This window comes from uncultured Clostridium sp., assembly GCF_900547735.1.
Taxonomy (GTDB): Bacteria; Bacillota; Clostridia; order Lachnospirales; family Lachnospiraceae; genus Otoolea.
Map to the genome: position 1 here is coordinate 70,060 of NZ_URHZ01000009.1, position 23,801 is coordinate 93,860.

Here is a 23,801-nt window from a genome sequence, read left to right on the forward strand (position 1 = left end):
CTTTGTTCTGCATTTGTGACTGCTTTTATATAAATTTTATAGACTCCCGAGATAGGCGAGTATCTCCTCCTCGTGCTCCTTAAACACCGTTGTCAGGAGCAGTCTGTAAAACCGGTTTACATCCACGCTGTCGGCGTAGAGGGCATTGCAGGTTCCATGATTCCAGTGGCCGTCTATGTCCACGACCGACTGCCCCCTGGAAATGCCTTCCGTCACAACATCGATGAATGCGGGTTTTACCGTTATAACGTCCGGATCGATGAGATAGGCCGCAGTCAGCACGTCGTGCATCGGGGACACCGGCTTTCTTCTCGTAAGCCAGTTTTCATCCAGCCCGGACTGGGTGATATGATAAAGGAAACGCGAAAGGTCCGTCCCGAATATCCGCAGAAGCTCTCTTGTTCCGGCATCCAGTGCAATTTTGTTTGTCACATCCAGGCCAATCATCACCCGTTCCTTAAATCCCGCCCGGAAAATAACGGCCGCCGCCTCGGGATCGGCCCAGAAATTATATTCCGCCACCGGACTCATATTCCCCGTGTATTTGGCCCCTCCCATGATGATGAGGCGTTTTACATTTTCCGCAAACCACGGCTCCTTTATGACTGCCCTTGCAAGATTGGTGCACGGGCCGATTGCCAGGATGGTAAGCTCCCCCGGAGCTTCCCGCACCGCCCTGAGCAGATAGTCCACCGCATGTTCGGATTCCGGCTTTTTATCCGTGACGACCGTATGGGCGTAACCTCCCAGGCCGTCGTCTCCAAAGGCGTCCACCGTCTCCGGACGCTCCCGGTTTAAGGCCGTGTCGGAACCTCTATAGAGAGGAATGTCCTCCCTGCCGCACAGTGACAGGATTTTCAGTCCATTATCCGTCGTGTTCTCAATGTTGCCGTTGCCCGTCACGGAGCAGACGGCCCTCACGTCCAGCGACGGGTGGCTCAGCGCCAGGATAATGGCAAGGGCATCATCCACGCCGGGATCGCAGTCTATAATGACCGGAATTTTTTTCTCCATTTTAATCTCCTCCTTTCTGTTCTTCCATCACTTCCGCCAGAGTCGGGATCGAGCTTTGCGCTCCTTTTCTCGTGACCGCTATGGCCGAAACCTTTCCGGCAAATAAAAGCGCCTCTTCCAGGTTTTCCTCCCGTTTTTCCCCGTCCGGCTCATAGGCCGCCAGAAATCCCGCGGTGAAACTGTCTCCGGCCGCCGTTGTATCCACCGCCTTTACCTTCCTTGCCGGAAATTCCTTTACCAGCTTTTCGGTAACCAGCACGCAGCCCTTTTCCCCGAGGGTGACGATCACCGCCCCCACTCCCTTTTTCAGCAGACTCTTTGCCGCCAGGATAATCTCTTCCCCGGTGGAAACCTCCATTCCGGTCAGGATTTTAAGCTCCGTCTCGTTGGGTTTCATGATATCCACCGAGGCAAACAGCTCGTCCGGCAAATCCGGTCTTGCGGGAGCCGGATCGAGATACACCAGCTTTCCCTTCTTCCGAGCCACCTGTGCCGTATGGACAACCGTGGGGACAGGAACCTCCAACTGCATGACCACGGCGTCGCAGCGGTCAATCCGCTCCTCATTTTCATCCACCCGGGCCTCCGTCAAATCCTGATTGGCCCCCTGAATCACGGTAATGCTGTTTTCCCCCGCCTCATTGACGAATACAAATGCCTGGCCGCTCTCACGGTTTTCCACCCGGCAGATTCCTTCGGTCCCCACACCGGCCTTTTCCAGGTTGCCAACCAGCTTATCCCCGAAAATATCGGTTCCGACCGCTCCTATCATCTGTACTTTTTTTCCCAGGCGGCTGACCGCATAAGCCTGATTCGCGCCCTTTCCCCCGGGAATCAGGGATACTTTTTTTCCAAGGATTGTTTCCCCTTTTTCCGGCATCTCTTTCACTTCAACCGCAAAGTCCATATTCAGACTTCCCACTACCACAATCTGTTCCATTGAAAACACCTGTCTTTCGTTATTCCTCCATGATGTATGCTCTTTTGGTTACTGTCCACACCCCAGCTAAAAGCGGCTGTGCTGCGAACAATAACACGCTTCGCGATGCACAGAAACGGCAAAAAAACGCTGTTTCGCGCCGCAACCCTCGGGTTTTCTGTGACTTTCGCTATGCTCCACCCACAAAAAACACCTCGCGGAATACTGCCTGTGAACAGTACCTCTTTTGTGCCGGTGTTATGAGCCGGGCCTATTTTCCTTCGGAGGGAAACTGGGCGTATACCACGTCGCGGTACATATCCACGCCTCCCCGGTCCGGCATGGCGGACTGCACTCCCTTTCTCGTGATGCTGAGCCCCGCACAGTACGTCGCAAAGCCGATTGCATGGACCAGGGAAACGCCTTCGCTTAAGTAGACCGCCAGGGCGCTTATAAACGCGTCGGCTCCTCCCGTCGTATCCACCGGCTGGAAATCCGCCGCCGGAAAATACCGGGAACATTCCTCGTTTTTCAAATAACACCCGTCTTTTCCAAGAGTGATAATCACGTTTTTTGCCCCCAGCCTCCAGAGGCGGTCCGCCTTCCGCTCCATCGAATCATTGCCCGGGACAAGCTGTTCCAGCTCTTTCCTGTTGGGAACAAAATAGGTGATTCCGTCGATAAACTGCCTGTCCAGCACGTCGACTCCGGAAGGTTTTAAAATGATATCGATTCCTTTCCGTTTGCAGAGAGCCACCGCATAACTGGCCGCCTCGGTCGGAATCTCCAGGGACAGAAGACAGTATTTCGCCTCGTCGAACAGGTCCTCGTTTTTCTGTATCTGTACCCCGTTCAGTTTCTGGTTGGCTCCCGGGTATATCACGATGGTGCTCTCCCCCCGGTTAAAATCAGACACATTGATGTAGGCTTTTCCGGTAGGCGACAGTCCATCGAACAGAATTCCGTTTGTGTGGACCTTGTTTGTAACGAGGGCATTATAAATCTCTTTGCCTTCCCTGTCGTTTCCAAGGCAGCCGACCAGATAAACTTTTCCCCCCAGCTTGCTGGCGCCTACCGCCTGGTTGGCTCCCTTTCCTCCCGGCAGGAGCAGGGCATCATCCGCAATCAGAGTTTCCCCATCCGCCGGGATATGGGGGACGGAGATGGTGACATCCATATTCATACTGCCGACCACCACCAGCTTTTGTCCCCGGCTCTGCGCCGCCGGAAGCGAGGTGCTCTCCCTCTCCCTGATTGTAAAGGGAATCACGGCCGGCGGCTTCTTATACTCCTCTTTCGTCTCAATCAGCTCTACCAGCTCGCTGACCGCCGCCTTCCCAAAGGTGGGAAGCATACAGGCAACCGAGGTGACCGGCGGGTTTAACAGCTCCAGATAGGTGGAATCCTGTCCGCAGAGGACGGAAACATCATCCGGTATCAGTACGCCCAGCTCCTGGAATCTCTGATAGAGATAGATGGCATTTTCCACACTCCCGCAGAAAACAGCGGTGCAGTTGTTGGAAAACCAGCTCTTAAACTTCTCTTTCCCGTCCCCGTCCGTCTCGTCCCAACGGAAAATCCGGCCCGCCTCATAGGGAATCCCCGCCTCATAAAGCGCCCTCTTATAGCCGTCCTCCATCCCGGTGCCTGCCGAAAAGATACATCCGATGTTGACATGCTCCTTTTGCAGCAGATACCGGGAGGCCTCATATCCGATGGAACTCTCGTCGTAAATAACGGCGGAGGTTCCCTCCATATTTCCCACATCGGCTCCCAGAATTACGCAGGGCTTATCCGCCAGCCCAATCTGCTCTATCAGCCCTTTTCTGTCCCTGAAGTTTCCAATCAGAAGGAAACCGTCTACGTTCCGGCTTCCCATCACCTTCATCTGGCGCTCCTCATGTTTCTTCACTCCATCGAGCGTATAGACGACAATGCTGTATCCGCTCTTGGACGCCTGCTTCTCAATCACTCCCAGGATCGGCGTATATTCCGTATCCCCCTCTGCGATAAGTACACTGATCAGATGGCTTTTTCCCGACATGTTCTTTCTTATTTTGGAATAGGGAACGTACTGATATTCCCTCACCACCTCAAGTACCCGCTTTCGCGTCTTTGCACTGATATCCTGGTCTTTCCCGTTTATCACCTTTGAAACGGTCGAGACCGAAACTTCCGCAATTGACGCAATATCTCTGATATTAATATGACACACCTCCCGGACCCCTCGAACCTGCACTATATTTCCGAAACGTATTTCATGTCTTAAACGTAATTGTTTTCACAATTTTCGTCAAACCGTTTCGGAAGTTTCATGATTACTACAGGATATACAGATTTGTTTTTGTATGGATTGCACAAAGAATTGAAATTAATCAGATGTATCAGGAAATGTACGAAACATGTTTCGGAAAAATAGTCTGGAACAACGGAAAATTTTGTATGCGAAACTTTTTATTGCCATTGAACAAAAAATGGCTTTATACAGACAGTCAGGGGAAAAATGTTTCATGACTGTCTGCGTAAAGCCGTATCCTTATTTTTTAGTTTCCATATTTTTTAATTTAATGCCGATGCCGATTTCACTTTGCAATACAACCTTTCAGGACACTGTCAGGTTCTTCGGGCACTGCGCCCTGGGACTTTTCCTCTGGACCCGTAATTTTCCGGTAATTCTGAAATGAGCTCCCCGGCCGCCGCCGGAAAGCTCATTTTGACTTACTTCAGTATACCATCCCTTTGTAAATGCACCATTCGTCCTCTTACAGCCCGCTATTGGACCACCGTCACAGAATCGCTCAGCACTTCAAAGTTAGAGATTGGATTCTCTGTGCAAATCACTTCCCGAAGCCCTTTCAAACCGGAGAGCGGCGATATATCCGTCACGTAATTATCCGAGAAATCGATCAATTTAAGCGCCTCCATCGATGATGCAAATTCCAGATCCGTCAATTCATTTTCTTTAATGCTGAGTGCGTTCAGTCCTTTGAATTTCCCCAGGAACGACAGATGATCCGTGAGATTCACATCATCCCAGTTTACAGAGTAGATTCCGCCCCCTCCTCTGACCGACACATTCTTATACAGTTTGATATGATCGATCTTCAGTTGTTCGAGGCTTGTATTATCCTGGATTTTATCAAAATTAATCTCACAATCCATACCGCTGATGTTCAAAGACTTCAGCGTCGGCATGTTGAAAATCCCGGAAATATCCTCATAAGTCTTTGTCCCGCTCAGGTTCAGGTTCTCAAGCGCGGGAAGTCTTGTGATAAAACGGTAGTCCCGTTCCGTCTGGCCAAACGAGGTGCAGTTTAAGGTGGTTAATTTCCCCAGGCCCTCAAAATCCGACGGATTATTTACTCTGCAGCCATCCAGCGTCATTGTCCTAAGCTCCGGCATGTTCCGCAGAAAAGCGGTATTCTCAAAGCTGTCCAGATACAACTCCTCCATGGCCGAAAGCGCGCTCAGCTCCGGCTCCGGGCAGCCGTATGGCAGCTCCAGCTTCAATTTTTTAAGATTTGTCAATCCGGATATCGCAGACATATCTTTCAGCTCGTCGCAGCGTTCTATGGTCAGGCTCTCCAGCCCCGTGCAGTTTTTAAGCGGCTCCAGATTCAGGAATGTTCCATAGCTTAAGTTCAGTTCCTTTAGTCCCTCCATCCCCGACACAAAGCTGAAATCTTTTAACTTCTTTGAACTGATTGTCACCCTCTCCAGCCATGGCATCATACCGAAAACGGAAAAATCCATCCCCTCGTCATACAGATCGACCGAAAGGGATTTCAGTGTTTTGACAGCGACCAGCTTCTTTGGCTCCTCAATCTGATCGCAGTTCAGACTCAGAATCTCCAGGTTCGGAAACTTTTCGGCTCCGTTAATGCTCACCTTGTCTCCCGATATGCCGATTTCCCGCATGGAATCCGCATCACCGATCAGTCCTGCCACACCGTTCAGACTGTCAAAGTATCCGCTGATCCCTTCAAGATGCAGACCCGCAATTTCCTCCGATGTAAGTCCGCGGTTGGTTTTCAGTTTCTTTACCCCCGTAAACTTCGGCAGACTGGATAAATTCATATTTACATAGTTGTCTCTGGGAAAGCTGACCCAGGTAAGTTCCGGCTCAGAAACTCCACTTTCTCCGTCGGCGGCTCCGTCAACGGAACCGGCATACGGATTATAAAAACTGTACCCAATCATCTCAAAATCGGCTGTGGTCCTGAATTCCAGCCATTGAATCTTTGCCAGTTGTTCATCGGTGATTAATTCCGCGGGCTGCCCATATACCTGCTCCGCAAATGCGGCAAGAATTCCCTCCAGCTTAATATTGTCTTCCTCTGTTTTTCCAATTCCTGCCGCACTTCCATTGACGGCGTCCGCAGACTGCTCACTATTTACCTTCACTTCATGATCCATCTTATAGCGCCGGTAAACGGCAGGGCCTCTCATCACGCCCAGTATCACAAAAAACAGCACGACGATCGCGACTCCGCGTTTCCAACCGTATGGTTCCCATCCTGTTTTTTTCTTTTCATGTATCTTGACCGGCTGATACTTAATCGGCTCCGGAATCTTTTTAAGAGAGGGATTACCCTCTCCCTCAGCCCCATTCCCCCCTGCCGTATCCCATTCAATCAAATATCTGGTTCCACAGTATTCACATATGGCATAGTTGGGGTTTTCCGGGTCTATAATCATCGTTCCCTGACAAGCGGTACATCTCAATTCTGTAATTTTCATGATTTTCCTGCTCCTGTAACCTGATTATGTAATGCAATGACTTCATCCATGTCACGTGCGGCATCATATTCTTTGTTCTCATACATAAAATGATGATCATGAATGACGGACGGATTCCGTTTTACCACCGCCTGTACAATCTCCACTGCATCTTTTTCCTTAATGGAAGTATTGATAAACGCCATCTTCTTATCATTGGAGTAGGCCACAAACGCCCGGTCATAACCGCCGTCCTGGCACCGGAACTTATTTGTATAAAAGCAAGCCACTAAATCCTCCATGCGTGCCATGGAAACTCCAATTCCCGGCATCTTGATGTAATGCGTTGTTATAAAACCCATCTTCTTTAAACTATTGGTGTCTTTCTGTTTTTCAAAACTGAACAGAATGGTTCCCGGTTCCCTGAACTCCTGATCTGCTTTCAGAATCTCTGCTTCCGGAAGTCCCGTGTCTTTTTCATACTTTATCAGCCATTTGCCGTCCCGTGTCTTTTGCAGCTTAACGCCGCCTAAAACGAGCAGGATTCCCGGAATCACAAAGGCCCCGGCAAACATCAGTATCTGTATCATCTCCATCTCAAGAGTCATCTGAAATACTACTCCCAGCAATACGCCGATACCAACCAGCATGCCGCCCGCCGCCGCCAGACCTTTTCCAAGTCCGGCCACACTGTACATAAATTTCAGCACACTTCCGTCTTTCGACATTTTGTTTTTCATTTTCTCATCCGGCTCAAATACCATTTTATCTGCTCTCCCTCTTAGTCAGTATAGTGAGTGAAACTATATTCATATTATCATGATATGAGAGGATATACAATGAGGTTTGGGAGCTGATTTTACTGTTTTTACTAAAGATTACTAATATTGAAAAAGCGTCATCAACTTCCTTTTAAGTATGGTTCCCACCTTTGAGTGAATATCAATCAGTAATAAAATTGGATATGTTTACACAATACCAGCATTGGGTTGAAATGGAATATATTATATAATGGGGCGGATTGTACCTCGACAGAAAAAATGATATAATACTTTATTCTTATGTTTGTTAAGGGCAGCAAATACGGAGAAATCCTCATTTTCTTTTATTAAACGAATTTGAGGTATCCGTATTTGCTGCACCGCAATAAAATAGAAAGATGAGACCATGAAAAGGAGGCTTGTAGGTATATGCTTAATCCTATCGTTATTGTTGCGTAAGCAAAGCTATCGCAGCAAATAATAAATGAATACGTGTTGCAGATAGTCTTTGCTGTTCCTGTAAAAACATTATTTAGGAGCACGAGAATGAGTTATAAGAAAGCAACACACGTTCTGCCACAAGAATTATTGCTAAAGGTTCAAGAGTACATTGATGGAGAATTTCTCTATATTCCCAGAGTTGCAGATAATAAAAAGAGCTGGGGAGACACAACCTCAACCCGTCAAGAGCTACGGGACAGAAACAGACAAATTTATGCGGATTATCTTGCAGGGATAAATATGGAAACCTTAGCTGAGAAATATTATCTATCTTTGAAAAGTATTCAACGGATTGTCGGGCAGTTAAAAAATAATAAGTGAAAAACAGCTGATATGGCTTACTCAAAACCATATCAGCCGTTTTCTCATATTTATCTCATAAAAGATCATTAGGTTGGGTTTGATAAGGTGTAATGTTAAAATCTTCTTATCAAAACAAAGGAGGTCCTTTATGAAAAGAAGCTGTGAAAATCCACCTTTTTCTTTGGAGAAGTAAGACAAAGACGGAGGTGTAAGATGAAAAAACTCACATGGGAAGTGCAATATCTTTCTTTGCCGGCAGTATCCAAACATTGTAAAAAATGTGGAAAAAAATCACACTTTTTTTGTTCAGAAAAATTCCGCGTGAATGCCCAACGGCGGGCATTGGACGTTTGGTTAATATATAACTGCTCGGATTGTAATACTACATGGAACGCGAGAGTGCATTCCCAAATTTCCCCGCAATCTATAAATCCGGTGCAATTAGATGGCTTTCACAAAAACAACCAATCACTCGTAGAGGAATATGCAATGGATAGTGATTTTCTTTATAGAAATGGTGTTGATGAAGTTGAAGTCCCTCTTTACACAGTTATTGGTGATGACTTTCTTTTGGATGAAAATGTGGAACTTGAAATCAAAAGTAAGTATCCGTTTCCGGTAAAAGTTTCTTCATTGGTGAAACAGAAATTACATTTATCTCAAGCGGAATATTTACATCTGATTGAAAATAAAAATATAAAAAGTATTCCGGAACAGGATTTAAGGAAATGTAAAGTAAAGAACAATATGACACTTGTTTTTCAATCAGAATAGCAGTACGTCAACTGCCATAATATTTTATGAGGTGTCGGATATGAGTGAATGTAAGATGCTATATCTGGTATTTTATGTTGAACGGCGATATATGACAAAGTCGCTGCAAGCCCTGTAAAATCAAGGTTTGTAGCGGCTTTGTCTAGTCTGTGAAACTGTTTCTGTAAATAGCCAAATAAGAGAGCTTCCGTGATAAAATAAAAATCATAGGAGGCCTTTATTATGGCAAGAGAAAAGGAACCGGTACACAAAGTGGAAATGACATATTTTAAAGCTCCCAACTAGGCAGGATATTTACCTCGACTTGCATTTTCTTTTCTTATAATGTATAATGAGTACATAAAAAGAGCATCTGCCCACAAGGTGGAAGCCATAAGGTCTATTTACGTCCTACATGAGGACGCGCCTATCCTGTTTGGCTGACAGGGTAGGCATTTTTTATTTCTTATTATACCTGTCTATGTAGGTCAGTAATGCGATTAGGAACGTGCCGCCCAAGAAGAGCAAACTCAAAATTTCAAATGTCCCCATACCACACCACCTCCCTTCTTTGGTAAGATGGGAGGCCGCCACCCTGTACACAGTGCTCATATGGAAATCTTATCACAGGATTACAAATTAATCAATCTCCTTACGGCGCGCTTCCCGGCCGGCACCGGCACGGCAGTAGCGAGGTCTAAAAAAAGACCGAGTTTCAAAAAATAATGTCACAGCAATGTCACGAGCCATAAAAAAAACCCGGGAACCCTCATAAACACTAGGTTCCTGGACTTTTGCCAATTATTCAAACTCGGCAAATTCATGGTTCTTCCTAAACTATTTTGTTTAAATTGCATGTAGAAAATGCTTCTATATTATCTCAATTACATATCTTCTTCTGGCTTACTGATTTTCTGTTGCCAAAATGTTGCCATATATTTTTTACATATTCTTAAAATGAAAAACTATTGTTTCACTTTTCTTGTAATATTTTTTCTAAATTACGCAAAACAAATTCCTGTGCATCTCTTGTATACAAATTTACACTATACCTGTTTCCATATAAATTTACTTTATTTTCCTCAATAATCCCTATTGCTTTTCCTTTATCTGTCACACACTTATAGTTTTTATCCTCCCCAAGTGGTTTTGTCTCTAAATATCCCAATTTTTCTAGCCCATGTGTTATCTCCTTTGCAATCAGCCTTGTCATACCCGGTAATAAAATATCATTAATTTGATGACAAAATTCACTAATTGAAACTGGCTTGACAGAATATTGAAATTTATCTTTTTCTTTGGAGGATATAAAAAAAGGTATCTTACGATTATTAGTTTTTTTTCCATCATTCTCAATCGCTACTATTAATGAATCAAGCAATTCTCGAACCTTACCATTATAACTTTTTATTTTCTTGCAATTCATTACTGTATCTTCTGGAAAAACTAACCCCGATGTAGGATCAATCCCTTTTTCCATACAATTCGCATAATATCTCAATTCAAATAACTCTTCCTTCTCCATAATTAATCATCCCAATCTATATTATCTAATCTACTTAATAGTTTTCTTCCTAAGTGTTTGTCAACCATATTAATATAATACGCTTTTCCATACATATGCTCTTTATAAAAATGCTTATTACATTTAATATGTTGAAGATGGTCATGCACACCAAATTTCTCACAATAATATATCTCCTGACAAAATCCTTTTACATATCGCTTATCTACATGCATCTTCTTTCCATTTACATTTATTCCTGTTACTTCTTGACGTTGATAATAATATGCTATCCTAGTCTTATTCACATTTAATGAAAAACCTTCATCCTGAATTATCTTCTCTGCAACAGGAATAATTTTTTGTATTCCACATTTCCCCGAAAAAGTAATATCGTCTGCATATCTAGAATATGTTGATTCATATTTTTTTGCAAGTCCTGCTAACCTTTTATCCAATTTTAAACATGCGATGTTAGACAAGTATGGACTCGTTGGGGCTCCTTGCGGTAAATAACCATCATACGTACATAATCGAGCTAGCATATACGACACTTCTACTGTGTATCCATAATAATAAAAAATCCTAAATATTTGTTTTTGAGAGATACTTGGGAAGAAATCACTCATATCCATATTCACAATACAGTCCTGATTCAAATGATTTTGTGCATTTGTACATATAGATTTTTTCTTACAAAACCCATTGCAATATTGTGAAACTCTTATTTTGTATAATATTTTATCTAGTATCCACTTTTGCACCAAGCGTAAGCTAACCGCTGGAATATTAAGTGTTCTCATCTTTCCAGACTTCTTAACTATCTTGGCTTCATGATAGTAATTCGTCTCTATCATTGCCATCATCTTTGTAATTTCTGATAATTCTCTTCCAACAAGCAATGCAAAATGCTGTTTATCAAAAATCACAGGTAAACCAAGATTCAATAGATTTTTTGCATATTTTTTTGCTGCTTCAATATCCTTTATCTTTTCATTGCTATCAATTAATTCTTTTTCTAAATTTTCTAAATATTCTTCATTATTCATTATAATCACCATTCTCAAATGCACCTGCTACTATTTCTGTATTTGTGCTAAAGCAGCAAATGTTGTTGCATTCGCATGCAACAACATTTGCTGAATATCGTTGTAATGCCAACATATTCAGATTAAGTATGCTTTGCTACTTAATCTGCATATTAAGAAACCTTGCAACTATGAAAGGCCACTGTCCTTTCGCTTTCTAACAGATGCACTTGAGAACAGCAATTACATTTCGGAACCCCTCCATTTTTTTTTAGAAAATTCATGTACAGTATAAACTTTTTTTATGCTCCATCTGCTATTTGAATATTCATTCTCCAAATTAATACTATAAGAATAATCTTCCATCTCCGAATTAATAAGTTTTAATCTTCCTTTTTGGGTTATACTGAGCATATTATTTTTGTAAGACAATTCACTATTTTCAACTAACTCTCCAATAAAATTATCAAGCGTATTAAACGGAATACCTATTTTTTCCTTTAATTTTTCTAAATTATATCTTCCATTAAATTCTTTAAAATAAGCCAATATTAATAACTTTACATATTCATCCATTATATTTTTTCTTTTCCCTTGCATAATTACTTTCATTACGTTGCTTCTTATCTGATTTAAATCTCATCCATGCTGGTTTTCGTTCATTATTTCTTGGAAATAATGCATTATTTTTACTTGTATTTTTCCAAAATATCCCTAACGTATTATTAGGTGTATCATTATAAAATGAAACTAACGATTCCGATTTCGAAAAACCAAATATGTCATTTTCGTTATATAAGTCCATTTTTTGGGATTCTTCTTTAAAGCACTCTCTCTTCATGCCTAGCTCGTCTGAAGAAGAAAATGCCGCACTTTGTTTATGTTCATATACGATTTCTATAGATATTTCATTTTTTTTCGCATAAGCTTCAATCTTAGACACTGCTGCATCCATAATATGAATTACGATATAAACAATATGTTTTCCAATAAGGATATTTTTATTTTTATCAATATAGTCTACAAATGTCTTCCCTGATCCGCAGAAGTCGTCAATCAAAATAATATTATCTATATACCCCCAATATTCCTTTGTAGCTATATCGTTTAATTCTGGAACAATAGAATATTTCCCAATCCCATTAAGATGCCTATACTCTATTAAATATTCATATGAACTATTAATTGTTCCCCTCTGTGATTTTAGTACACAAAAAACAGAATTACCTATATCAATATTTTCATGTTCCATTGTTCTATTATGTAAATCTTTTAGATATGTATTCACTAACTGATGAGAATAATAATCAAAATAATTTATTAATAGTAAAATGATATCTTTCATCTCTTGTGATAAATTTTCCAAATATCTTGGCAAATTACTTGAAAAGTAATTCATCTTTTCATCTGATTGCCCCCATTTATCTTTGCATTGTGTCAATAATAATTCTATATCTTTGTCCATACCTTTTCCTTAACTATATCTTGAAAGCAATATATATCATCTTCCATTTTTACTGGCAACAAAAATCATAATAATACATATCATTATAAATACGACAGGCAACCATATAGACTACCTGCCATATAAAATAATCTGTATTAAGTTGGTATTACTCAAACTCGATCGTTGCCGGCGGTTTCCCCGTACAATCATACAACACTCTGTTAACCCCTTTTACTTCGTTCACAATCCTGCTTGTAACCTTCCCGAGCACTTCCCACGGAAGTTCAGCAGATTCAGCGGTCATGAAGTCGGAAGTCAGCACGGCTCTTAAGGCAATAGCGTAATCATAAGTCCTCTCATCACCCATGCAGCCTACGGATCTCATATTGGTAATAGCGGCGAAATACTGGCCTAAATCACCTGCGATTCCTGCCTTATCGATCTCCTCGCGGTAAATCGCATCGGCATCCTGGACGATTTTTACCTTCTCAGGTGTCACATCACCGATGATACGGACGCCAAGTCCCGGGCCCGGGAACGGCTGGCGGAATACAAGTCTCTCGGGAATGTCAAGCTCCAGACCCGCCTTTCTGACCTCGTCCTTGAACAACATGCGCAGCGGCTCAATGATCTCTTTAAAATCAACATGCTCGGGAAGTCCGCCTACATTGTGGTGGGACTTGATAACGGCTGATTTTCCAAGGCCGGACTCGATCACATCGGGATAAATGGTTCCCTGAACCAGGAAATCAACCTTTCCAATCTTCTTCGCCTCTTCCTCAAACACGCGGATAAATTCTTCTCCGATAATTTTACGTTTCTGCTCCGGATCCGACACTCCGGCCAGTTTCTCATAGAAACGCTCCTGGGCGTTGACGCGTACGAAGTTCAAATCGTACTGTCCTTCCGGTCCGAATATGGCCTCAACTTCATCTCCCTCGTTTTTGCGGAGCAGGCCATGATCTACAAATACGCAGGTCAACTGTTTGCCGATCGCCTTTGCCATCATAACAGCGGCCACCGATGAGTCCACGCCGCCCGACAGGGCGCAAAGCGCACGGCCGTTTCCAACCTTTTCGCGAATCTCGCCGATTGTACGCTCTACAAATGCATCCATCTTCCATTCGCCCGAACACTTGCAGACATTGTATACAAAGTTAGAAAGCATCTTTGTGCCTTCCTGTGTATGCATTACTTCCGGATGGAACTGAACGGCATACAAATTATTTTCTTCACACTCCATGGCTGCAACCGGGCAGACCGGAGTCGTACATGTTATTTTGAAACCTTCCGGCGCTTTCTCTATATAATCCGTATGGCTCATCCAGCAGATTGTCTTCGCGGAGACTCCTTCAAACAGTTTGGAGGCCGTATCCACAGCCACCTCTGTCTTGCCGTACTCACTGACAGGAGCGGTTGCCACCTTACCTCCGAGTAAATGCGCGGTCAGCTGTGCGCCATAACAGATTCCTAAAATCGGAATACCCAGTTCAAAAATTTCTTTTGGACATCTTGCAGAGTCTTCCCCATACACGCTGTTTGGTCCGCCCGTGAAAATAATTCCTTTCGGATTCATTTCCTTAATCTTTTCCAGCGGCATATTGTATGAATGTACTTCACAATACACGTTGCATTCTCTGACTCTTCTGGCGATCAACTGGTTATACTGTCCGCCAAAGTCCAATACGATAATCATCTCTTTTTCCACGAGTATTCCTCCTAATAATTTTCCGTTGGTGATTTTCCCCTGATACGTGTAATACTTTACAGTGCTATTATTGGCATAAGAACTATAATTTATAAATTGATTGAACCGCAGCGACGCAGCCGCGTTGTTTTGTGCGTCCGTCCTGCGGCGGTTACTGTTCACAGGCAGTATTCCGCGAGGTGTTTTTTGTGGGTGGAGCATAGCGAAAGTCACAGAAAACCCGAGGGTTGCGGCGCGAAACAGCGTTTTTTTGCCGTTTCTGTGCATCGCGAAGCGTGTTATTGTTCGCAGCACAGCCGCTTTTAGCTGGGGTGTGAACAGTAACCTGCAGGTAACAGTTCAGATAGGTCTGCGCATTTATTGCGCTGACCGTACAAAAAGGTAGTGGCAGCAAGCATTCGGCTCATCGCGTAGCGATTTCATTAGCCGAATGCCGTAACAGTTCATGCTGTCTGAACTGTTACACCTGCGGCGTATTACTTATTATAAAATAATGACGTTCCCTTGACAAGAAGTTTTTTCACGGTTTTCTGCCATTTTTCGTCATGCATTTTGTATCTTTACTACAGCCCGGGGAAAATCAGTCAAAAAACAGCTCCCTTGGCAGCAGGCCTTTAAATGCTGCTACAAACTCTTTCCCTTCCATTTCCGCTTATATATCCCTGCCAAGATACCGCTTCGTATAAGGACAGGCGGCTATGCAGATGCCGCATAAGGTCAGTTCCTTTCCCAGTCTTTCCTTCACCATCCCGCGCCCTTTACTCCTGCATGCCTCGATATCCACAAATTCATCGCGGTCCAGCCCGCTGTTCCACAGTTTTCCGCTGACAGCGCCCGCAGGACAGGCATTTGTGCACACCATGCAGCCTCCGCACTGCGACTCCCTGATTGCTTTTCCCATTTTGAGGGGGGCATCCGTGACGACCGACGTAATCCTGACCGCAGAACCGTACTCTTTTGTCACCAGCAGTGCATTTTTCCCAATCCATCCGATTCCGGCACAGGTGGCAACCGTCTTATGCGGCAGCCAGGTGCGGTAATTTCCAAATTCCTTCACGGATTCCACGGTCTGAGCCAGCGCCTGATATCCTCTCTCCTGCAGATACTCTTTACAGGCAACCGCCAGCTCATCCAGCTTCGCATTCAATTCATAATATTTTTTCAAATACTTCTCATTCGGTCCGTCACTTATCGACCGTACAATCTCCTTCGGTATCGTCACGGCAATGGATACGCCGGACGGCCATTCGCCGGACGTTGCCTCCGTCATATCCGCAAATCCGACAAGCGCGGCTCCATTTTGCCGCAGCATTTCTTCCAGTTCCCGTTCAATCTCACCGTTCTCCCTGTTCATCCCGTTCTCCCCCATTCATCCCGTTCTCCCTGTTCTTCCCGTTCTCCCCGTTCATCCATTTCCTCCTCCCATTGTCTTAAACCTTCAGCTCCGCATTTTCCTGGAATCCTTCAATCGTCCGGAGTTCCTCCAGGAGCAGTTGGAGAAATTCCTTCACCAGCGGCTCCCTCTGCCTGGCTTTCGGCACCATGTACCCCATTTCACCGCTCAGTCCATAGGCCGGGCGGCTGACCAGGCCGTACTCTTCAAGCTCCGCAGGATCAATGGGCGTTCCTGCCAGAAAACCTACGCCCTGGGAGGCCAGTTTCATCCTGAGTTCCCTGGATTCCACACGGATTACGCGGTCGGTTCCTATCGCAACGCGTATGGTCTCCGGGATAAAACTCTCGACCCTGATGGAATTTCTGTATCTGATGCATGTATATTTTGAAAGTGTCTCCGGTGTCAGTTCCTCCTGGTTCATCGGGTGATCCTTTGCCGCCGTTATCACAAACGGCTGTCTGCCAAGGTAGGTGTAAAGCACATCCTTTTGGCGCATCTGCCCCGACAGCGTCTCCACGGTGCCGATGGGACAAAAGGCAATAGCCATGTCGGCCTTTCCCTGGTACAGGGAATCAACCGCCTCGCCGATTCCCTCGGCATACATGGAAAACTGTAATTTCTCCGACCGGCAGTATTTTCTGCAGAAGCGTGCAAACGCTCTCTCGATTCTCAGGCTGCTTGGCGCAATAAGGCGGAAACGTCTGACGATCTCTTCCTCCGAAATTCTTCCGATAGCCTCCATCTGCTCCGCCACCACCGACGCATGGCGCAGCATCTGCCTGCCCCTGTCCGTCACCGAAATCCCCCTGTTTGTCCGTTCGAATATCTGAAACCCAACCTCGTTTTCCACGGTCATAATTGAATTGCTCACCGTGGGCTGTGACAGGTACAGTTCCCTGGCCGCTCTGGAAATGGAGGCAGTCTCCGCCACCGTGAGAATAATTTTAAGCTGCTGCGTATTCATAAACTTCCTCCCAAACCCGTGAAATACAGACTGTATTTTCCGGACAGTTCTGCAATTCATTTCCCCTATAGGGGTATCAGATAGTCGTATTTCCCAAACTTTTCCCCAAATGTTATAGTGATTTTAACATAAATCAACAGGAAACGAAAGGAGGAAGTAAAGTGACTTATCAAAGTATGCTTGAACTTCTCAAAAGTATCTGCCTCCTGTCGGCGCTTCTGCTGGCAGGCACCTGGCTTAGGGCCAGAATCCCTCTGTTCCGGAAATTATTTCTTCCGGCATCGGTAATCGGGGGGTTCATTGGATTGCTGCTCGGCCCCAGGATACTGGGAAACTTTTCCCTGCTTCCGGTCAGTGAAGAATGGCTGGACGCCTGGACCGCACTTCCCAGCATTCTCGTCATTCCCATTTTCGCGGCAACTCCGCTGGGGATGTTTTCTTCCAAAAGCGGGAAGACAAAGCCATCCTCCGCTTCCGGCTCCGCCGTACAGCGAACCGGAAATAAACCAAAAGCAAAACCGGTAAAAAAAGGTCTCATTGCTCTGGCCGCTTTTTTTGCCACCGGCGCCGTGATCAAGGTTGTAACCTCCCTGCAGGAAGTGGTCGGCCTCGGCACCAATGTAATCTACTCCGCCGTCAGCCCGGACTCCGGACTCTATAAGACCTTCGGCTATGAACTGGCCCGCGGTTTTGCCGGAGGCCATGGCTCCGCCGGAATGGTAGGCAGTCTGCTGCAGGGATACGGATTTGACTACTGGGAAACGGCCCAGGGCGTTACCACCACGACAGCCACTATCGGCCTGATCGCCGGAATGATCATCGGCATTATCACAATCAATGTAGCTTCACGGAAAGGGTATACGGCGATTCTTAAAAAACCGTCTGAAATCCCGGAATCCATGGCCCGGGGATATGAGTCCGATATCGGCCGCCAGGAATCCATCGGCCGCGAAACGATGATGAGTTCCTCCATCGACACCATCACCATCCATCTGGCGGTTCTGCTCCTGGCCTGCGGCATCGGCTTTATCGTTCAGGGAATTGTTGATCCGGGTGACAATCTTCCCGTATGGTTTTTCTGCATGGCCGGCATGTATCCGGTGGACTGGGCCATATCGAAGCTGGGTCTTGGCTGGCTGATTGACACAAAAGTAAAGGCGCGCATCATCGGTTCCATGAGCGATTTCGCCATTACAGCCGCCATTGCCAGCATTCCTGTTAAAACGCTCTCCGACTATGCCGGACCTCTGTTCGCAATGGTGATTGCCGGGCTCGCCGTCACCTTTGTCTCAACCTTTGTCATCTTCAAATGGCTGTTTCCGTCCCGCCACCCCTTTGAGCATTCCATTATGATGTGGGGCCTGGAAACGGGTGTGCTCATTAATGGCATGATGCTGCTTAAAATCTGTGATCCCGAGTACGAGACAACGGCGCTCAACGACGTCAGCCTGGGAATGTCCCTGTTTAACCTGATTTCCCTGCCGCTGACGCTCATCATCTACTATGCATTGAAGAACGGGACGCGCATGCAGATTTTCCTCACCGTAACGGCCGTTTTGATGGTTTCCGTCATACTGCTGTTCCTGTTCCGCGGTCTGTATAAGCGCTCTGAAAAAATGCAGGAGGCACCGGAAGAGCAGACGGGGATGGTATGTAAAAATGCAAATGCGGCGGTATGAGGAACCGGGAATGACGGGCAGACATAACCAACATTAATATAGAATCAGGAGGTCAATATGACGGTAAAAGAAAACGCGTGGTCGGCAATCGACCAAAAAAAAGAATGGATTTGCAACATTTCCGATGCAATCTGGGAGCATCCGGAAACATCCTTTGAAGAACATTTTGCAGCCGGTATTTTATGTCAGGCGCTGGAGCAGGAAGGTTTTGAAGTACAACGCGGACTGGCGGGCATGGAAACTGCTTTCTCGGGCCGCTTTGGGAGCGGCGCTCCGGTAATCGGAATTCTTGGGGAATACGACGCCCTCTCGGGAATGAGCCAGAAAGCCGATATTTTTCACCACGAGGAGATAACACCGGGGGGAAACGGGCACGGCTGCGGCCATAACCTTCTCGGCGCCGGTTCCCTGGCCGCCGCCATTGCGGTAAAGCACTTTCTCACGGAGACAAACACTCCCGGCACCGTAATTTACTACGGCTGCCCCGGTGAAGAAGGAGGAGCCGGAAAGGCATTTATGGCGCGTGACGGAATCTTCGATGAAGTGGACTGCGCCCTGTCCTGGCATCCGGGCGACATCAATGCCGGAACTGCCGTCAGCTGCCTGGCAAACCAGGAGGTGCTCTACCGTTTCCACGGGACCAGTTCCCACGCCGCGGCCTCCCCGCATCTGGGCCGCAGCGCGCTGGATGCCGTAACCCTCTTTAACACGGGTGTCCAGTTCCTTCGGGAACACATTATCCCGGAGGCAAGGGTACACTATGCCGTGACAAATACAGGGGGATTTTCGCCGAATGTCGTTCAGTCCGAGGCCGAGGCCGTCTACCTGATACGCGCCCCGAAAATCAGCCAGGTAAAGGAGATTGCCGCGCGCGTGGACGATGTAGCAAAGGGCGCCGCCCTAATGACCGGAACCAGTGTGGAGAGCCGGTTTATTAAAGCATGCGCCAACATCGTACCAAACAAAACCCTGTCAAGCGTCCTCGCCGCCAACCTGCAGGAAGTCCCGGCCAATCAATTTTCCGAGGAAGAGCTGGCTTATGCGGTTAAAATCCAGTCCACTCTTCCCGTAAAAGACAGCCTAATAGACGCTGCTGAAAAGCTTGGTCCAAACGTCCGGGCATTTGTTAAACCCTATATCGGAGAACCAATCCACTCTTTTGCCGTACCAGATCTGCCCGTCACGATAACTCTCCCATCCTCCACGGATGTCGGGGATGTAAGTTTTATCTGCCCAACCGGACAGATCCAGGCCGCCACCATGTGCTGCGGTACCCCCGCACATTCCTGGCAGCGGACCGCACAGGGTAAAAGCTCCATCGCGCACAAGGGTCTGATTTATGCCGGAAAAGTCATGGCCGGAGGGGCAATCGACCTGTATCTCAACCCAGAAACTGCCAAAGAGGCACGCAGAGAATGGGAAGAACAGTTAAACGGCGAATGTTATCAGCCAATCCCCAAAGAAGTAAAGCCGACCGCTGTTCATAAAATCCAGACTGAGTAAGTTCACTTTCCCGATTAACTCTCTTCAGAATAAAATAAAGTTCAAACAACAGTCAGAAAGGGAAGAATGCCCGGACAAAATCACTCTGTCAGCATTCTTCCCTCTTCTTCTATCACAAATTTCTTCTCTCACAAATTATATCATAACTTGTAACGATTCAGTACCTTCCTAGTTACCGCTACGCAATGCACAGAAACGGCCGTTATTGTTCACAGGTAGTATTCCGCGAGGTGTTTTTTGTGAGTGAAGCGTAGCGAAAGTCACAGAAAACCCGAGGGTTGCGGCGCGACGCAACGAAAAGTGCGCGATGCGGACTTTTCATTACAATCAACGGCGTTTTTTGCCGTTTCTGTGCATCGCGCAGCGTGTTACTGGGCACGGAGTGAACAGTAACAAACGGCCCATTCATTACAGTTCCAGATATTTCTTTACATACTCTCCGGTGTAGGAAACAGGGCTCTTCGCCACTTCTTCCGGCGTTCCCTGGGCAATCACCGTACCGCCCTTGTCTCCGCCTTCCGGACCGATATCAATCAGGTAGTCGGCCGTCTTAATCACATCCAGGTTATGTTCAATGACAACAACCGTATTGCCGCCGTCCGACAGTCTGCGCAGAATCTCGATCAACTTGTGGACATCGGCAAAATGGAGGCCGGTCGTCGGCTCATCCAGAATGTAAATCGTCTTTCCGGTACCTCTCTTGCTCAGCTCCGTAGCCAGCTTGATACGCTGAGCCTCACCGCCGGATAACTCGGTGGACGGCTGTCCCAAACGAATGTAGGAAAGTCCCACATCGTAGAGAGTCTCTATCTTACGGTAAATAGACGGAACATTCTCAAAGAATTTGAGCGCCTCCTCCACCGTCATATTGAGGACATCATAAATGCTCTTTCCCTTATACTTGACATCCAGAGTCTCCCTGTTATATCTCTTGCCTCCGCAGACCTCGCACGGAACGTAAACATCGGGCAGGAAATGCATCTCAATCTTGATAATTCCGTCTCCGGTACACGCCTCACAGCGTCCGCCCTTCTTATTAAAGCTGAAACGTCCCTTATTATATCCCTTGGCCTTGGAATCGGATGTCGATGCAAACAAATCTCTGATTAAGTCAAACGCCCCCGTATAAGTTGCAGGGTTGGAACGCGGAGTCCGTCCGATTGGGGACTGGTCGATCGCAATAATCTTATCGAGCTGCTCCACGCCTTCTATCTTCTTATGTTTTCCCGGAATCGTACGGGCACGGTTCAGCTTCTTGGCCAGAGCTTTATATAAAATCTCATTCACCAGAGAGCTCTTTCCTGAACCCGAAACCCCCGTCACGCAGGTCATTACCCCTAACGGGAAGGATACGTCGATATTCTTCAGGTTATTCTCGGCGGCTCCCTTCACGGTCAGCCAGCCGGTCGGCGTCCTGCGCTCACCGGGAACCGGAATCTTCTCCCGGCCGCTCAAATAGGCTCCGGTGATGGACTCCTTACATGCCATAATCTCATCCGCCGTGCCGACGGCAACCACGTTACCGCCATGCTCTCCGGCGCCCGGTCCGATATCGACTATACAGTCGGCCGCACGCATCGTATCTTCATCATGTTCCACGACGAGCACAGAGTTGCCCAGATCGCGCAGATGGAGAAGCGTCTGCAGGAGCTTGTCATTATCCCTCTGATGAAGGCCGATGCTCGGCTCATCCAGAATATAGGCCACGCCGACCAGACCCGAACCAATCTGGGTGGCCAGACGGATACGCTGGGCCTCACCTCCCGAAAGTGTTCCCGTGGCACGGGCCAGTGACAGATAATCAAGTCCGACGTTGATCAGAAAGGACACTCTGGCCTTAATTTCCTTGAGAATCGGAGCGCCGATTGTCTCCTGCATCGTGGTAAGCTGAAGCTCGTCCAGGAACTCGCGGTACTTCACGATGGACATGTTGGTGGCCTCATAAATATTGCAGCCGCCCACCGTTACGGCCAGAGCTTCCTGTTTCAGACGCTGTCCGCGGCAGGTCGGGCAGGGAGTGATTCTCATAAACGTCTCATACTCCGCCTTCATCGAATCGGAAAATGTCTCCCTGTACTTCTTATTCATATTCTGAATCAGGCCCTCAAAGGCAATGTCATAAATTCCTTCGCCCCTCTGTCCCCTGTAACGCACCTTTACGATCTTTCCGTCGGTTCCCTTCAGAAGGATATCGTGCACTTCCTTCGGGTACTCCTCAAACGGAGTGTCCAGGCTGAAATGGTATTCCTCCGCCAGCGCCTCCAGAATCGCGCCGGTAAAGCTGCCCTTGTCGCAGCAAGACTGCCAGCCCATCGCCACAATGGCGCCCTGTTTAATGCTGAGGCTCTTGTCCGGTATCATCAGATCCTCGTCAAACTCCATCTTATATCCCAGGCCGTAGCAGTCGGGACAGGCTCCGAAGGGGTTATTAAAGGAAAAGCTTCTCGGCTCCACCTCGTCCACGCTGATTCCGCAGTCCGGGCAGGAAAAACTCTGGCTGAACATGATCGGCTCCTGTCCGAATACATCCACCATCATCAGTCCGCCGGTCAGCCCCATAACCGTATCGATGGAATCGGAAAGACGCTTCTCAATTCCCTCCTTGACCACCAGACGGTCCACCACGATCTCAATATTATGTTTAATGTTCTTCTCCAGAGCAATCGATTCCGTCAGCTCATAGAGGTTACCGTCAATCCTGACGCGGACATAGCCGCTCTTCTTGGCCTGTTCCAGCACCTTCTCATGACGGCCCTTGCGTCCCCTTACAACGGGCGCAAGAAGCTGTATTCTCGTCTTCTCTGGAAGGGCCAGGATCTGATCCACCATCTGATCCACGGTCTGCTTCTTAATCTCGCGGCCGCACTTCGGACAGTGGGGGATACCGATTCTCGCATAGAGAAGACGCATGTAATCATAAATCTCCGTAACCGTTCCAACCGTGGAACGCGGGTTCCTGTTCGTGGACTTCTGATCAATGGAAATAGCCGGGGAAAGCCCCTCTATGCTCTCCACGTCCGGTTTCTCCATCTGCCCGAGGAACTGCCTCGCATAGGAGGATAGGGATTCCATATATCTTCTCTGGCCTTCCGCATAGATCGTGTCAAAAGCCAGCGACGATTTGCCCGAGCCCGACAGACCGGTCAGGACGACCAGCTCATTTCTCGGAATATCAAGTGAAATGTTCTTCAGATTGTGCTCATTGGCACCACGTATTTTAATATACTGCTTCGCCATTATTCAAACTCCTGTGTATACAAGCATCATTGAATTCCTGCTGCTTCTTATCCTGTCTTAACTATGTTACTGTCCGCTCCCTGCAGAAAACGTCATGCGGCGTACAATAACCCCGTATCAATTCAGCTTTTTGTATGGTTTCTGTCTATCTGTAGCTATCCCAGTATAGCATATTCCGATATGTTTTGCAAACATTTGTTCGGCATAAATTCCCATATTTTTTTGGGTTTTATGGGAAATATTGTGGGTGCAAAGGGGTGTCCCCCAGAAAGAAATAGGGAATCCGGCAAGCCGGACTCCCTATTTCTTTCTAGAGCGTGTTTGAAAATTGCTTTCCGTCAGCTGTGCGTCACACTTTGTGGGAG

19 protein-coding genes are annotated in these 23,801 nt (G+C 46.6%); 4 read left to right on the forward strand and 15 right to left on the reverse strand.

The genetic code is table 11. From position 1 onward, the window contains the following. Window positions 1-36 precede the first annotated feature (36 nt). The 5 genes from QZT18_RS04660 to QZT18_RS04680 all read right to left on the reverse strand — a co-directional run bounded on the left by QZT18_RS04660 (window position 37) and on the right by QZT18_RS04680 (window position 7,416). A complete protein-coding gene (locus QZT18_RS04660; RefSeq protein ID WP_294145073.1) occupies window positions 37-1,014 on the reverse strand; it encodes a nucleoside hydrolase in 978 nt (325 codons plus the stop codon). 1 nt (window position 1,015) lies between these two features. After that, complete coding sequence (gene rbsK / locus QZT18_RS04665) at window positions 1,016-1,954, reverse strand: ribokinase (RefSeq protein ID WP_294145075.1); 939 nt, start codon at window positions 1,952-1,954, stop codon at window positions 1,016-1,018. A gap of 250 nt (window positions 1,955-2,204) precedes the next feature. Beyond that, window positions 2,205-4,148, reverse strand: a complete 1,944-nt coding sequence (locus tag QZT18_RS04670) for a PfkB family carbohydrate kinase (RefSeq protein WP_294145076.1) — start codon at window positions 4,146-4,148, stop codon at window positions 2,205-2,207. Between the two features lie 557 nt (window positions 4,149-4,705). After that, a complete protein-coding gene (locus tag QZT18_RS04675; RefSeq protein WP_294145077.1) occupies window positions 4,706-6,673 on the reverse strand; it encodes a leucine-rich repeat domain-containing protein in 1,968 nt (655 codons plus the stop codon). Beyond that, window positions 6,670-7,416: a hypothetical protein gene (locus QZT18_RS04680; RefSeq protein WP_294145079.1), complete on the reverse strand. Its 747-nt coding sequence runs from the start codon at window positions 7,414-7,416 to the stop codon at window positions 6,670-6,672. Before QZT18_RS04680 ends, QZT18_RS04675 begins: the two co-directional genes overlap by 4 nt. Window positions 7,417-7,959: 543 nt before the next feature. Here QZT18_RS04680 and QZT18_RS04685 point away from each other — a divergent pair. After that, complete coding sequence (locus QZT18_RS04685; protein WP_294145081.1) at window positions 7,960-8,235, forward strand: CD3324 family protein; 276 nt, start codon at window positions 7,960-7,962, stop codon at window positions 8,233-8,235. A gap of 195 nt (window positions 8,236-8,430) precedes the next feature. Next, window positions 8,431-8,991: a DUF1062 domain-containing protein gene (locus QZT18_RS04690; protein WP_294145083.1), complete on the forward strand. Its 561-nt coding sequence runs from the start codon at window positions 8,431-8,433 to the stop codon at window positions 8,989-8,991. Window positions 8,992-9,429: 438 nt separating this feature from the next. Here QZT18_RS04690 and QZT18_RS23460 read toward each other — a convergent pair whose 3' ends face one another. The 8 genes from QZT18_RS23460 to QZT18_RS04730 form a co-directional block, all read right to left on the reverse strand. Next, entirely contained in the window at window positions 9,430-9,582 is a 153-nt protein-coding gene (locus QZT18_RS23460; protein ID WP_366925796.1) for a putative holin-like toxin, read from the reverse strand. 361 nt (window positions 9,583-9,943) lie between these two features. Further along, complete coding sequence (locus QZT18_RS04700; RefSeq protein ID WP_294145086.1) at window positions 9,944-10,495, reverse strand: hypothetical protein; 552 nt, start codon at window positions 10,493-10,495, stop codon at window positions 9,944-9,946. Window positions 10,496-10,497: 2 nt separating this feature from the next. After that, window positions 10,498-11,523, reverse strand: coding sequence for a reverse transcriptase family protein (locus tag QZT18_RS04705; RefSeq protein ID WP_227031485.1), 1,026 nt, complete (start codon window positions 11,521-11,523; stop codon window positions 10,498-10,500). A gap of 222 nt (window positions 11,524-11,745) precedes the next feature. Beyond that, the gene (locus QZT18_RS04710; RefSeq protein WP_294145093.1) at window positions 11,746-12,114 is read right to left on the reverse strand and encodes a hypothetical protein; all 369 of its coding nucleotides are present in this window, start codon (window positions 12,112-12,114) and stop codon (window positions 11,746-11,748) included. Continuing rightward, on the reverse strand, window positions 12,071-12,967 hold the full coding sequence (locus QZT18_RS04715) for a hypothetical protein (protein WP_294145095.1): 897 nt from the start codon (window positions 12,965-12,967) through the stop codon (window positions 12,071-12,073). Before QZT18_RS04715 ends, QZT18_RS04710 begins: the two co-directional genes overlap by 44 nt. 148 nt (window positions 12,968-13,115) lie before the next feature. Continuing rightward, window positions 13,116-14,657 carry a glutamine-hydrolyzing GMP synthase gene (guaA, locus tag QZT18_RS04720; RefSeq protein WP_294145097.1) on the reverse strand — a complete coding sequence of 514 codons (1,542 nt, stop codon included), beginning with the start codon at window positions 14,655-14,657 and terminating at the stop codon, window positions 13,116-13,118. Window positions 14,658-15,309: 652 nt separating this feature from the next. After that, on the reverse strand, window positions 15,310-16,026 hold the full coding sequence (locus tag QZT18_RS04725) for a 4Fe-4S double cluster binding domain-containing protein (RefSeq protein ID WP_294145099.1): 717 nt from the start codon (window positions 16,024-16,026) through the stop codon (window positions 15,310-15,312). Window positions 16,027-16,087: 61 nt separating this feature from the next. Beyond that, window positions 16,088-17,017 carry a LysR family transcriptional regulator gene (locus QZT18_RS04730; protein ID WP_294145101.1) on the reverse strand — a complete coding sequence of 310 codons (930 nt, stop codon included), beginning with the start codon at window positions 17,015-17,017 and terminating at the stop codon, window positions 16,088-16,090. Between the two features lie 161 nt (window positions 17,018-17,178). Here QZT18_RS04730 and QZT18_RS04735 point away from each other — a divergent pair, with 161 nt between their 5' ends. Next, window positions 17,179-18,696: a sodium/glutamate symporter gene (locus QZT18_RS04735; protein WP_294145103.1), complete on the forward strand. Its 1,518-nt coding sequence runs from the start codon at window positions 17,179-17,181 to the stop codon at window positions 18,694-18,696. Window positions 18,697-18,753: 57 nt separating this feature from the next. Next, window positions 18,754-20,199 (forward strand): amidohydrolase, encoded by a 1,446-nt coding sequence (locus QZT18_RS04740; RefSeq protein ID WP_294145105.1) that lies wholly within the window; start codon window positions 18,754-18,756, stop codon window positions 20,197-20,199. Between the two features lie 408 nt (window positions 20,200-20,607). On the opposite strand, the gene uvrA is transcribed toward QZT18_RS04740, so the two are convergent. Both uvrA and QZT18_RS23465 read right to left on the reverse strand, forming a co-directional pair. Continuing rightward, complete coding sequence (gene uvrA, locus QZT18_RS04745) at window positions 20,608-23,436, reverse strand: excinuclease ABC subunit UvrA (protein WP_294145107.1); 2,829 nt, start codon at window positions 23,434-23,436, stop codon at window positions 20,608-20,610. A gap of 300 nt (window positions 23,437-23,736) precedes the next feature. Next, window positions 23,737-23,801 (reverse strand): DUF6783 domain-containing protein (locus QZT18_RS23465; RefSeq protein ID WP_366925798.1); only part of this gene is annotated, 65 nt, incomplete at its 5' end.